Source organism: Bradyrhizobium sp. BR 10261 (assembly GCF_019455395.1).
In the GTDB taxonomy this organism is placed as follows: domain Bacteria; phylum Pseudomonadota; class Alphaproteobacteria; order Rhizobiales; family Xanthobacteraceae; genus Bradyrhizobium; species Bradyrhizobium manausense.
In genome coordinates this window covers 41,754-54,918 of record NZ_JACOFQ010000042.1, presented here as the reverse complement: position 1 = coordinate 54,918, position 13,165 = coordinate 41,754, and the positions used below count along the sequence as shown (strand labels likewise).

The window sequence follows — 13,165 nt, the reverse complement described above, 5'->3', positions numbered from 1 at the left end:
ATGGCTGGACTCCCCTCAACCTGGCAGCAACTGCAACATATCGAAGTCGCAGGTATCGGTCACCTGTATTATCGACATCTGCAACCCACGAGCATCGCTATGGCGTCATTCGCGAGACCTTGGCCTGCCGAATGGCGACCTCGGGCCACTAATGAGCTACAATGTCGACAATAGCTCGGAGGATGCTGGTCACAAAGGAATGGGCAGCTTGCGGTATCTCTTTGAGGAATACACCCTTGATACCACGCGCCGGATTTCCAAGTGGCCGAGACGATCCTGACCCACGAGGTGCCAGAAAACGCATACTCGATCTTTCGCGGATTGATCGACAAGGAGCCAGACCTTCGCGGTCTGTTGGTAAATGGTGGCGGCATTTCTGGCGTGCTGCGCGCCATGCGCGAGCTGCCCGTTGAGCGGCAGCGGGACATCCGCATCATTTGCCGTGATATGGTCCTGAAGCGCGCAAGGGTTTGACCGAGGGTCTGATCACAGCTGCCCTATGCCATTCGATAAAAAAGCCACTCCAGCTCATCGAGGTGATGCTGCATCTCGTGGAACGCAGGGATACCGCATCGATCGAACAACGCATCGTGCCGTTCGAGATTGTTACCCCGGAAAGCATCTGGACTTGACCACATTATCGGCCATCGGCGCCTCAACCGCGCCGCATGCGCCTCCATGCACGTTGGTGCTCGATCGCCTCCGGTCAACGACAGCCATCGAGGTCGCGATGGTCGCGGCCCGAGAACGAAAAAGGATACGAACACGGCTACTATCGGAAACTTCACCCTCAACGGCACCCCAACCCCGGGAAGCCGATTCAAGTGCGGCACGCCCAGTAGCGACCATTCGGGCGCTGCGGCAACGGCCGGGCATCCCCAGCACCGGCTTTCGCGCGCTACAGGACGCCCCACGCCCGATAACGTCCCCGCCCCGTCGCCTCGCGCAGGCCGAGCTCGGCGACCAGGTTTTGGGCAGCACGGAGAGTGATCCCGAGTTCTGCCGCGATCATGCCCGTCGAGACGATCGGCCTGGTCAGCACGTAGTCAAGTAGAGCCGGCAGGTTTGAAGTGGCGCGACGGCCGGCGAGTTTGCGGGCGAGCAGGTTTCTGGTCATCAGCCAGCGGTCGTGGTCCTTACGGCCAGACTCCGCGGCGGCCGTCATGGCTTCGAGTTGCACGACCAAACGCGCTGCGGCGTCGCGTGGCCGCCGGCGCTCACGCGGAATGTTTTTGAGCCCAGCATGCAGGCACGGCAGATGCCAGCGCGTTTTGCCGCGGTCCCTTAACAAGGCCGCGGCGAGCAGGCGTCCGAGCCAAGGCGTGTGTTCGAGCGGTTCGATCTCACCCCAGGCGTCGGCGGCAATCGCCCCCGCTAGGGTCGGCGGCAAGCCGCGAGTCTGTTCGACCACGTTGCGCCAGTGATCGAGGCGTCCCTCCTCGTCCCAGTCGGGATCGTGGATGAGAGAATCCCGCTCCGGCCGAAACCGAGGCTCGTCGGCGAGCCTACGCTCCGCTCTAGCGTTCGCTGCGTCAACTGCGTCGAAAGCGGCAGCCAGATGAGGATCGGTCTCAAGGACACCGAGGGGCAATTCGAGACCCACCTCCTCCCGCTCCGCGGCCTCGTCGATCTCAAAACCTCCCTCACCTTCATTCCGGTTGCTCGTCTCCTGCTCTCGCTCGCCCCGTCCGCGGAGGCTGGCGAGCCCCTGAGCCGACAGCGCCCAATCGGGCTTCGCCTCCGCGATGCGCCGGCGCGCGCGCAGCACGGCATGGGCGCGGGTCAGCTCATGGGTGGGAGCGCGGACGTCCATGCCGGCGTCGTGGAGCACGAGGTCTTCGAGGTGGACAAGTTCGCCGTCCAGCCACAGACTGGCGCAGGCATCCGTGAAGTGCGTCCGGCTGATTGCGCCGTCGCGGATCGGGCTTTTGGCCAGCCGCTCGTCGAGGCGGGCCACGGCATCCTCGGCGGCGGCGAACGGCCCGGCAAGCTGGGCCCAGGGCAGCGGATCGGGGATTTTGTAGGTGGGCAGCAAGGTCCTGACAACCTTAATGGAAACCAACGAAACGGAAGCTAACACGGCTTTCGCTTCCGTCATAGCGACGTCGGTTGCGGACCGTCCGCTTGCAACCCCACGACTTGTTCTGACGACGTTAAGCCAGGCTAGCACCGGGCGGCGCCAAACCGCCGTGAAAGATGCGCCGCTGGTCAGCTCCCCTGCCCTCTTCAGGAACCCGTCGACATCCGAGCTCCGGGTCCTCGTCGGCTAGATCAACGTCGTGGCTATCAGGCTGGCTTCCCAGCGCAGGTTCGGGCGCTTCGTCGTGAATCAGCGTTCATTGCTTCTGCCACGCTTAGGCTCACTTCGATGGTAGCGCTTGTCAGGCCGCCTCGATGTCGGTCTGGGGAAAATCGGCGCCCTTGAACATCAGCGGTTCACCGAGATGGCGAGCGCAGGCGTAGGCGAAACAGTCCCCCAAATATAGCCCCGCCGGGTGTCGGCCCTTGCCGAAGCGGTCGAAGGCGCCGAGCGCAATGCGGGCCGTTTCCGGCTGAACGTTCACCATCTTGATTTCCATCAGCGCGAGATAGCTCTCGATCGCTTCGGCCGCCGCGGCGATCGGCAGGTCGAGCACGTGGGCGATGGCAATCGCCGACTCCCACACGGCTAGCGGCGAGGTCAGCCGGCTTGTGCTTTGCTGCAGGCGCGCCAGCAACTCGCGCGCCTCGTTTTCATCGGTCAGCATCGCGGTGAGCGCCGAAGCGTCGATGAACATCAGGAATCCTCATAAAGGCTGTCGCGGAATGCCTTATCAGCAGGCTTGCCGCTCTGCGGATTGCCCTTTGCTTTCAAATCACGACAAAACTGGACGCCCAGTTCGACCAATGACGGCTTGCCCTGCTCGCGCTCGAGTTCATGAGCGAGTGCCGTGTGTACGGCCTCTGTCAATCCGATTTTCTTCAGCGCCGCGACCCTGCGGGCCAGCGCGTCGGTCTCCGGATTCTTGATATGGAAGGCCATGGGGCCATCCTCTAGCGCGTATCGTGTATCCTTATATATCATCCCGGATACACCGCGTGAGGCCGGTGTTTTCGCCAAATCTGATGGAGAAGATCGTACGATGGGCGGAGGCCGTAGATTTCTATGGTTAGCATTCTATGAATGCCACCCTCCGCTTCGGGGCGCTGTTTCCCCATGAGGACCACACGCCATGGCCTCGACCGGAACTCCGGCCGAGGTCAACCTCGTCCCAGCACCCTGAATTCATCAGGGCGCGAATCTACGGGCCCGGAAGGACGCGGGTCGGTGGCTGGAGGGCATAAATTGTTGTCAGCTGACAACAATTTTCCAAGGACTGCTACCCAAGACCGCCGCGCGAGGTGACTTTCCGATCGGCCGCATTCGGCGTCACCCGAACCCCGCGAGATTGGATTTTAGGTCTGCCTTGCTGTCTACCAATCAAGTGTAGTTCGGGCGCCGGATGCTGTGAATCAACCTGCTCTTTGGCTGGTTCTTCCCGGGGTATTCGCTGTTATGCGCCCCCCGACGCTGGCCGTGATCACCCAAGGTCCGGCGGTGCCGCAGCCTATCCGACCGCGACGCGCTATCCCATTGCGCGGGCTGGACCACGGGATGTTGTCAGCTGACAACAATCTGTGCGGCTTTCCCGATGGGAATAAGTTCCCTGCGATTGAAACGCCTCGTCCAGGATGAGATCTGATGCGGTGCCGGTTAACGTGCTGGCCTGACTGCGCATTGGCCTCCCTCGCCGAAACAGATCGCATGTGGGGCCGATGACGTGCGGCCGCCGTCGCGGGGGCCGGCCTAGCAGTTGGTGGTCCGGCAACAGCGCGAATGACCGGATGCATTCGGTCGATTACTCGACCCTTGCTCGCTTAGCTGATTGCCGGAGACGACATGCTACCGTGTGGGGCTTGCTTGTTGCCCCGCCGGGCAGCGGCCGAGCGAAGTGCCGCAGCGGGGCGTTAATCCAGACTGCGACGGCCCAGCGCGCTGCTGAACTTGGCGAACCAACATCACAAACACTCCGTCGCTCGCCACTGGCTTCGGCGGTTCAACGAGAGGGGAAAGGTGCTTTTCCGGGGACCGCCGGTCGTCGGCATCAGGCGCGAGCCACCGTACCTTACGAGGCATGCAATCATCCGGGCAACGACTTGCTGGGAAGCGAGAAATAGGGACGGCTCGCGCCGCAGATCAACGACCGCCAAGCGCCGGTGCCGCCGACTCCCAGAAGCGAGGGTTTGCGGTGCGGGGAAAGAGCCCCGGCTTATCCCACGATAGCAAGATTTGATCCACTGGCTGGCATCGTACCGGATGACGCTTGAGATCCATGCAGCCTCCCCGAATCGCGCTATAGTAGAGGCTCGTTCGGCTGGCTGGGGCCATTGTTGTCAGCTGACAACAACAGGCGACGCGCCCAAAAAGCCGGTGCTCGCCGTTAGGCACGCCATCGAGCGTTAAGAACTCGTTAACCCTTTATTTCTTGCTCAAATCAGAGAATCGTGGCCATCTCTCAAGACGGCGATTAGGCGTCTGACGCGCAGAAGCCGTCTCGAGAAGGCAAATGGCGATCTTAGCGGAAGATTCGGTTACGATGAGTGAGACTGCGTCTGCGCGGATCTCTCGGCATGCCGGCATTCTTTCCGGTCAGCTGCGATCGCTCGCGACGACGCTTTTCCCACCTTCAGCGAGCAAATCGCTCCGGTCGTTCACCTCAGGGGAGGTCGCGCGAATTGCGGGCGTATCCGATGGGTACCTTCGACAACTTTCTCTCGACGGACTTGGGCCGACCCCAACGACGGGAATCGGTGGCCGGCGATCTTATACTCTGGCTCAGATTCATGAGTTGCGACGGTATCTAGCCACCGCGCGCCCGCGCGAAGCATTGGAATTTCTGCCGCGCCGCCGCCCAGGCGACAAGCTACAAATCATCACAGTCGCGAACTTCAAAGGTGGCTCCGCCAAGACGACGACAGCGCTGTATCTGTCGCAATACCTCGCCCTTGCCGGCTTTCGGGTCCTTGCGATTGACCTCGATCCGCAGGCTTCGCTGTCTGCCATGTTCGGCTACCAGCCCGAGTTTGACATCGCGGCGAACGAAACCCTCTACGGCGCCATACGGTATGACGAACACCGGCGGCCAATGCGAGAGGTGGTCCGACCGACCTATTTTGACGGGATAGGTCTCGTTCCAGGCAATCTCGAGCTCATGGAGTTCGAGCACACCACGCCTCGAGCAATGGTTGAGCGGCGTGAACGCGGGCACGATTTATTCTTTCGCCGTGTCGCCAGCGCCATCGATCAGGTCGCCGACGACTATGACGTCGTCGTCATCGACTGCCCACCTCAACTTGGTTACTTGACGATGGGCGCGCTAAACGCGGCGACCGCGATGCTCGTGACCATCCATCCTCAGATGGTCGACGTTGCATCGATGAGCCAATTTCTCCTCATGACGTCGGACCTCATGTCCGTCATCGAGGAAGCGGGTGGGCGCCTCGATCACGATTTCATCCGGTACGTCATCACGCGTCACGATCCCAACGACGTGCCCGAAGCGCAAATCGTGGCTCTCCTCCGAACCCTTTTTGGATCGGATGTGCTCCAGGCCACGGTGTGGAAATCGACCGCGATCGCCAATGCTGGTCTCACCAAGCAATCACTTTATGAGCTGGAGCGCGGGGCCGTAGGGCGGGGCGCCTACGACCGGGCATTGGAATCGGTCGACGCGGTCAATGCTGAAATCGCGCAACTTCTCAAGAAGGTGTGGGGTCGATGAGCAAACGTACTGACACTATCAAAAGCCTTTTCACGGCCCCGCAATCAACTGCGTTGTCAGCTGACAACATGCCCGCCGCGTTGCCACGGGTTTCGTCGGGCTCAGTCCGCTCGTTGAAAGACTCTTTTTCCGAAGTCGAGAAAGAGAACGAGGAGCTTCGCGATAAAATTGCATCCGGAGCGACGATCCTTGAAATCGACCCCTCGCTCATCGATCCGTCACCGCTGGCGGACCGCTTTCGCGACCAGGATGATAGCTCGTTCGAGGCACTCAAGCAGTCGATCGCACAGCGTGGTCAAGAGGTGCCCATTCTCGTTCGAGAGCATCCTGAAGCAAAAGGGCGCTACCAGAGCGCCTATGGTCATCGCCGCGTCCGTGCCACACGCGAACTAGGCATTTCGGTCAAAGCGATCCTGCGAGCGCTGTCAGATGAAGCGCTCGTCGTGGCGCAAGGACTCGAGAACGCACCACGGGAAGATCTGAGTTTCATTGAGCGCGCCACCTTCGCAATGCATATCGAAGATGCCGGGCATAGCCGGTCAATCGTGCAGGATGCGTTGTCGATTGATCGAGCTGAGGCATCGAAACTTCTCGCCGTGGCCCGGTCAGTTCCAACCGATGTTGTTCAAGCAATCGGAAAGGCTCCGAAAGTTGGCCGCGGCCGCTGGCAATCATTCTCTGAACTGATCAGGGATGCAGCGGCCCTCAAACGTGTCAGGGCGGTCATCGCTGAACCGAAATTTGCAGAGCGAGAAACCGACGCTCGGTTTCTTGCTGCATTCACAGCGGCAAGCCGTCCATCTGCTGCGGGGACATCGAAGCCATCGGAAGAGAAGCCAGTCTTTTCCGCATCCGGCGATAAGATCGCGCACGTACGTCACGTCGAGCGCGAATTGAAGCTTACCCTCGACAAGAATGTCTCGGCGACATTTGCAGCATTTCTCGTCGACCAAATCCCGGCCCTGTTCGACGCCTTTTCCAAGACGAGCGGCGGTCAGGAAACTACCGAGGCCTAACAGCCTCGTCCCGCAAACACGAACCAGGAGCAGACAAGGCAAAAGAAAAAGGCCCCCGAAAACGGAGTTCCGGAAGCCCTTCTCTTCAAGTTTGGCGACTGACAGAGAATCACTTTCGCGAATCGCAGTCAAGCGTTTCTACGCGATTTTAATCGTCGTTTCGGCGAGCAGGTTTCCTTTGCCCAGCTGAGGCAAAAGACATGCAGTCACACTCTCCAACGACGCCTTTTGGGCGGCGATCGTTGACGCTTGCCCATGTGGCAAGCCAAATGATCGCAACCGAACGCCCTCCCGAAAAGATCGTGCACAAATGGAAGATCTTCCACGCCATCTGCACGGCACGGCCGCGCCTTGGGGTGTCGGAGCGCTCGCTGTCGGTGTTAAACGCGCTCCTGACGTTCCATCCTGAGACGGCGCTGACAGGAGAGGATGATCTGATCGTCTTCCCGTCGAACCATCAACTTAGCCGGCGGGCGCACGGCATGCCGGCATCGACGCTGCGGCGTCATCTCGCAGTGCTAGTCGATGCGGGGCTGATCGTTCGGCGCGACAGTCCAAATGGGAAGCGGTATGCGCGGAAGGACGATGCCGGCGCAATCGAGCTCGCCTTCGGCTTCGATCTATCCCCGCTCGTCGTGCGCTCGGAAGAGTTCGAGAGCCTGGCGGCTGATATCGAAGCCGAAGCCCGGGCGCATAAGCTCGTGCGTGAGCGGATCACGCTGTGCCGGCGCGACATCGCGAAGATGATTGCAACTGGCATTGAGGAGGGTGTCCCGACGCGAAGGGCAGGGCAGGGGCCCGCCGATTGGCAGGAGGTGCATGCGGCCTTCCGCGCAATGGTCGCTCAGATTCCGCGCACCGCGACGCGCCAGGAGCTCGAGCCGATTGCTGACGAACTGTCGCAACTTGCGGACGACGTGCTCAATCTTCTGGAAGCACACATCAAATCCAAGAATCCGAGCGCCAATGAGTCCCATTCCGAGCACCACATACAGAATTCAAATACCGATGCCTTCATTGATCTTGAACCTAGCCTCCGAGAAGGCAGGGCGGCGAGAGCTGAGCCAAAACCTCAACCATCGCGAGTTGCCGAGAGTACGTATCCGTTGGGAATGGTGCTGAACGCATGCCCGGATATCGTCGATTATGCGAAGGGGGGAATTTCGAACTGGCGCGATTTCCTTGCCGCCGCGGCCGTTGTGCGATCGATGCTGGGGATCAGCCCGAGCGCGTGGGAGGAGGCGCAAACCGTGTTGGGTGAAACGCAAGCGGCGGTCGTCGTCGCCTGCATCTTGCAGCGTAGCACCACCATACGATCGGCTGGCGGCTATTTGCGCGGGCTGACGCGGAAAGCGGAGGTAGGGGAGTTTTCTCTTGGGCCGATCCTGATGTCGCAGATCAATTCCCGGCTTCACGAAAAGCGACGAGCGTGAGCGATGGGTGACACACGGCTGGATTCGATTCCGGCTGGAGCTATCGCTCCAACCGGGGAGATCTAGGGCCGTCGGCGCCGCCTCACCAATGGAGGGGAATCCGCTTGCGGGATTTATCCGGCAGCGGAGATCCGCTCGAGCCGTCGGCACAAATATTTGATGCCTTCGGTCTGCTGGCGCCGCGCGGCTCTTGCCCTCGTCCAGGGTTTGGTGGGAGTCGGTCTGTTCGTCTTCCCAGACGATCCGAAAATCGCGAGGTGACGCCGATCTCAGTGTTGGTTTGAACCAACACGGCTACGGCGCGCGCACTTAGTTTGATTGCTTAGCGTAAGCATGCCCGGCTTTCAGGATTCTACGGCACCGCTGGTCCGAAGTGAGTGTTGGTTCAAACCAACACGGAGGATGAAGAGGCCCGGTCTGATCGGGAACGGTTCGATAGGCGCCGCACGGTTTGGAGGAACATGGATGGAACGGTTGCAGATGGTTTCATCAAGGTCCACCGGGTGAACACGATCGTCGTCAACAATCAAAAGGGCGGCGTCGGCAAGACGTCGCTTGCCGTGCATCTGGCCTGGTTCATGGCGGAAGCGGGCCGGCGGGTTCTGATGATCGATGTTGACGCGCAGGGCAATGCGACCGACACGCTCAAGCAGCATACAGGATCGATTTCGGCGGCGGACCTCTTCAAGCCGGGGACCCGGTTTGTCGCTGGTGAAAACAACGGCATCACACTAGCGCCGGCCGACAGCTCCTTGACGGATATCGACCGCGACAATGCTGCTGCCGTCATAACCCTGCAGCAGAATCTCGCCGATACCGCCGACCGGTTCGATGTCTGCGTGATCGACACCCCGCCATCCCTTGGCCTTCGCAGCGTCGCTTGCCTGATCGCCGCCTCGCATGTGTTGGCGCCGATTTACCTGGAAGATTATTCCGTAAAGGGTGTCAAAGGCCTGATGCAGACCGTGATTGGTGTGCAACGACGTTATCGTCGTCAGGACACGCGATTCCTCGGCCTGCTGCCGTCGAACTTCAATACCAAGTCGCCGCGTCAACGAACACACTTGGAGCAGTTGTTGCGCGAAGCGGGCAAGTACGTGTTCCCAGGCCAGATCGTTGCACGGGACGGCTATGCCGAAGCAGTCGCGGAGCGGGTGCCGGTGTGGAGCTTGAAGCGTCGCTCGGCGCAAGAAGCCGGTCGGGAAATCCGCGCAGTTCTCGCCAAGATCGTAGAGCGGCTCGGTCAGGAGACGACGGATGACGCTTGATCTCAGCTTCAGGGAGCTCGTCCACGTTGCGGCAAACCCTGGCGCAGCAACGGGGCGGCCGCTCCTGGTCGCGATTGACTGCATTGACGAAGACCCCGGTCAACCACGCCGCACCTTCAGCGAACAGGAATTGGAGGAGCTCTCCCAATCGATTGCTGAACATGGCGTACTGCAACCTATCGTGCTTCGCCGTTCTAGTGAAGATGGACGCTCTGTCATCGCCATGGGCGCGCGCCGGTACCGCGCCGCGCAGCGCGCAGGGCTTCGTGAAATGCCTGCGTTCACTAAGGCTGCTGGAAAGTCGCGGTCCAGAGTGCCGGTGTCAGTTAGTGCCTTCGTTTCCTCGGCTGCCGGCGTATCGGTCTTCGCGATGCCAACCCCGCCAAGCGACCGCGACGAGGAGAGTTCGGCGCAGAGGGCAGGGGCCCTCGATCGCCTTACAGTGGTGAGCGCTGAATGCAGAGAGTGTTGGTTTGAACCAACATCAAGGGGCGCTTTTTTTCTTTCTAGTGCAGGATAGGCTTTGCGCCAGCGATGTATTACATCGCGATTGGGATTGGAGCGCATGGCTCTGATGGTCGCCATCTCGAACCGCCGCCTCGTTGCGGCCGACGACGGCGCCATTGCGTTCCGCTGGAAAGACTACCGCATCACGCACGTGCTGCCCAAGGGCTTCCACCGTATTCGCCACTACGGGCTCCGAGAACATCACGACCGCCCGCGCACTCCTCAATGTCACCCCGCCCGCCGCCGGCCCGCAAGAGCAGCCGGATAGCGCACGGATTCGCCACGCGTGCTGCCTTGCTCATGCCCTTGCTGCGGCGCCCGCATGATCGTGATCGAGGCGTTCGCGCGCGGCTGTCAGCCGAGGTGGCGTCCTGCGCCGGATAGGATCGACACCTCATGACCCAAGCCTCCCGTCGACCTCGCAGCTTCCCGCTCCGACGGCGCTGGCTCCACGCCGGCAGAGCCCGCTCTCGATCCAATCACGGTCATCAATACGGTGAGAGCCTGTTGATGCACTCCGAGCAGCCGCCGAGATGCCTATTGCATGCTCCCGACATCGCTTGCGAACCTACTCGCAGATCATATCCCGCCTGCATCGCATCCACCATCGAGGGCGGCGCCAGCATCAAATCCCCATAGCACCCGCTGCCTAGCCGATGCCCTCGAGAGCACCGGCGCGGCTCCAGCAAGCCAGGGAGTAAGAGCCCCTGCTCAGCTTGGGGATGCGCAGCTCGACTGCGCCGACGTGGGTCTTCCAGATCCGGCCGCGGTACCTGACTGCGCGAGCAGCTCAGAAAGCAGATCGCCTCGTTTCGTCCCTGATGGTCACAAGACCTTAGAGCGAACCTGCGATGTCTTCGCTTGGCCTTTCAGACTTCATCGCGTCGTCTTTCGAGCGATCACAAATTTTGTAGAGAGGCACTTCCATCTCCGCTCAATGATGGTAAACTATAGACGACTATCACCCTTTGCTTAGGCCAAATCGACAGGACGTCGGTCTTGGATGCGCAGGCGCGTGGTTCAGGAGGTGCGCAATGGCCCGCCATTTCGATCTGGTAGAAGGTGATCACGTCATGGACGTTTTTGGTTCCCTCTACCGAGATGGTTGTTTGCCTGCGTCCTGGAACGGCAGCCTCGCGCAATCATGCCGAGCGACCATCAAGGGTTTTTGCCGGACGTGTCGCCAGACAGAGCGACCAGTGGTTGCCGTTTCCTGAGCCCGCTTTGGAGCTGATTGTTGTCAACGAGGAGCTCAATGCCCGCACACGAACTCTCCTCCGAAGGCGATGCAGGGTCGAATGGCGTACTCCTGCATTGTGACTTCGAACGGGTTGCCGCTCTTGTGCCGAACACGACGGCTCTGGACTGCAACGGCATCACCGTCTCCTACGGCGAACTCAACAATCGAGCAAATCTCCTTGCGCAGCGGTTGCGACTGATGGGCATTCGGCCCGACGCAGTTGTTGGGTTGTTCATCGAGCGATCGATCGACATGGTCGTCGGTCTGCTTGGCATTCTGAAGGCTGGAGGAGCCTACCTGCCGCTTGACCCCGACTATCCTCTCCAGCGCCTGTCTTACATGCTGGACGACGCCGAGGCTCGGGTCGTCGTCACGCATCGCGCTTTAAGCGGGCGCCTCGACTCCATCACATCGTCGGCCCAGATCGTTCGCCTGGACGACTCCCATGCATCAGGGGCGACCGATGTCCGCTCTGCGCGGCGACCGCGGGACCTGAATCTCGCTTATGTCGTCTATACTTCAGGATCAACCGGCGCCCCCAAGGGCGTCATGGTGCCTCATTGCGGTCCGGTGAACTATCTCAGGAGCCTGCAAGAGACCTTCAAGATTTCGCGGCAGGACCGGTCGCTTACCGTTTCCACTCTTTCCTTTGACGCCTCGGTGCGAGACATCTTTGGCGCGCTGAATGCCGGCGCCAGCGTTCACATCGTGCCTGGTCGCTATACGCCGGATCCCGAGGCGCTGACCCGGATCATTCAATCCGGGACGGTATCAGTGCTCCTCAGCAGTACCCCCTCACTTCTGCGAGCGCTGTGCATGCACGCATCACCGGAACTCAAATCTCGACTGCGGCTCATTCTGGTCAGCGGTGAGGTTCTGGATCAAGCTCTGATTTCCGAGGTCTCAACGTGCTTCGGAACGCAAGTGCAGATCGTGAACCAGTACGGCCCAACAGAATGCACGATGACCACAACTCGTTACGCCGTGGGCCCGAGCAGCCTCGAACGAACGCTTCCGATTGGAAAGCCGATCGCGAACACGAAGGTTCAGATACTCAACGATGCGCTCATTCCAGTGCAGTCTGGCGAGGTTGGACACATATTCATACTGGGGGCTGGCCTAGCGAGAGGTTATGTCCAGCGCCCCGACCTGACTGCGGAACGCTTCCTACCAAATCCATTTGGTGTTGGAGAACGGCTCTACAGGACGGGAGATCTCGGCCGCTTTCGGGCGGACGGTGAGCTGGAGTTTCTTGGCCGGACGGATCAGCAGGTGAAGATCCGAGGCAATCGTATCGAACTCGGCGAGGTCGAGGCGGTCATGTTGAGCCATGTGGCGGTAAACCGGTCTGTCGTCGACGTTCGAGAGGATCGTCTCGAACGGCGTCTCGTTGCCTATCTGGTTCTAGATGGTGGCTACCCGGCTCCCTCGAGCGCCGATCTGCGTGAGTTTTGCCGCAGCCGCCTGCCAGACTACATGGTGCCGTCCGCCTTCGTTGTCCTTCCAAGCCTTCCGCTGACGCCCAATGGCAAGCTTGACCGCAGGGCTCTTCCGCCTCCGGACTATCATAAAGAGCAGTTTGTCCCGCCGAGAACGCCACTAGAGGTTGCCGTGGCGCGCATATGGGCGGAGGTGCTCGGCATCGATCGCGTCGGCGCTAACGACAACTTCTTCGATCTCGGAGGCCACTCGCTCTCCGCGATGAGGATCGCGGCGCGTCTCCATACTGATCTTGGCATCCAGATCGAGCTACGCGCGTTGTTTGAGGCGAACTGCCTGCGTGATTTCACCCGCGAAATCGCGCGGACGTCTGCTGACCCGCTTGGCATTTCGCTGGATCCACCCGAATCAAGAGCCGCATTCAGCGATTGAACGAGCGGTCATTCTTCGGGGAAGACTC

At 60.5% G+C, this 13,165-nt stretch carries 11 protein-coding genes and 1 pseudogene; 8 read left to right on the top strand and 4 right to left on the bottom strand.

Annotation, left to right across the window (positions count from 1 at the left end; all coding sequences use genetic code 11):
- The first annotated feature begins 261 nt into the window (after window positions 1-261).
- Entirely contained in the window at window positions 262-474 is a 213-nt protein-coding gene (locus HYH07_RS33035) for a hypothetical protein (RefSeq protein ID WP_220006382.1), read from the top strand.
- A 424-nt stretch (window positions 475-898) separates the two neighbouring features.
- Here HYH07_RS33035 and HYH07_RS33030 read toward each other — a convergent pair whose 3' ends face one another.
- From HYH07_RS33030 to HYH07_RS33020, 3 genes are all read right to left on the bottom strand, one after another.
- Complete coding sequence (locus HYH07_RS33030; protein ID WP_220006381.1) at window positions 899-2,098, bottom strand: RHE_PE00001 family protein; 1,200 nt, start codon at window positions 2,096-2,098, stop codon at window positions 899-901.
- A gap of 283 nt (window positions 2,099-2,381) precedes the next feature.
- The gene (locus tag HYH07_RS33025; protein WP_220006380.1) at window positions 2,382-2,777 is read right to left on the bottom strand and encodes a type II toxin-antitoxin system VapC family toxin; all 396 of its coding nucleotides are present in this window, start codon (window positions 2,775-2,777) and stop codon (window positions 2,382-2,384) included.
- Window positions 2,777-3,022, bottom strand: a complete 246-nt coding sequence (locus HYH07_RS33020) for a type II toxin-antitoxin system VapB family antitoxin (RefSeq protein WP_220006379.1) — start codon at window positions 3,020-3,022, stop codon at window positions 2,777-2,779. Before HYH07_RS33020 ends, HYH07_RS33025 begins: the two co-directional genes overlap by 1 nt.
- Before the next feature lie 1,564 nt (window positions 3,023-4,586).
- Here HYH07_RS33020 and repA point away from each other — a divergent pair.
- From repA to HYH07_RS36905, 6 genes are all read left to right on the top strand, one after another.
- A complete protein-coding gene (repA, locus tag HYH07_RS33015) occupies window positions 4,587-5,801 on the top strand; it encodes a plasmid partitioning protein RepA (RefSeq protein WP_220006378.1) in 1,215 nt (404 codons plus the stop codon).
- Window positions 5,798-6,817: a plasmid partitioning protein RepB gene (gene repB / locus HYH07_RS33010; protein ID WP_220006377.1), complete on the top strand. Its 1,020-nt coding sequence runs from the start codon at window positions 5,798-5,800 to the stop codon at window positions 6,815-6,817. The genes repA and repB overlap by 4 nt, the downstream gene beginning before the upstream one ends.
- Window positions 6,818-7,017: 200 nt before the next feature.
- Window positions 7,018-8,250, top strand: coding sequence for a plasmid replication protein RepC (repC, locus tag HYH07_RS33005; protein WP_220006376.1), 1,233 nt, complete (start codon window positions 7,018-7,020; stop codon window positions 8,248-8,250).
- A 461-nt stretch (window positions 8,251-8,711) separates the two neighbouring features.
- Window positions 8,712-9,518 (top strand): ParA family protein, encoded by an 807-nt coding sequence (locus HYH07_RS33000; RefSeq protein WP_228749914.1) that lies wholly within the window; start codon window positions 8,712-8,714, stop codon window positions 9,516-9,518.
- A complete protein-coding gene (locus tag HYH07_RS32995) occupies window positions 9,508-10,038 on the top strand; it encodes a ParB/RepB/Spo0J family partition protein (RefSeq protein WP_220006375.1) in 531 nt (176 codons plus the stop codon). The genes HYH07_RS33000 and HYH07_RS32995 overlap by 11 nt, the downstream gene beginning before the upstream one ends.
- Window positions 10,039-10,083: 45 nt before the next feature.
- Window positions 10,084-10,293, top strand: a complete 210-nt coding sequence (locus HYH07_RS36905; protein WP_228749913.1) for a hypothetical protein — start codon at window positions 10,084-10,086, stop codon at window positions 10,291-10,293.
- Between the two features lie 403 nt (window positions 10,294-10,696).
- Here HYH07_RS36905 and HYH07_RS36900 read toward each other — a convergent pair.
- Window positions 10,697-10,797 (bottom strand): annotated as a pseudogene (locus HYH07_RS36900) (transposase); the annotation flags it as partial.
- 483 nt (window positions 10,798-11,280) lie between these two features.
- On the opposite strand from HYH07_RS36900, the gene HYH07_RS32980 reads away from it, so the two are divergent.
- Window positions 11,281-13,137 (top strand): amino acid adenylation domain-containing protein, encoded by a 1,857-nt coding sequence (locus HYH07_RS32980; protein WP_220006374.1) that lies wholly within the window; start codon window positions 11,281-11,283, stop codon window positions 13,135-13,137.
- Window positions 13,138-13,165 lie beyond the last annotated feature (28 nt).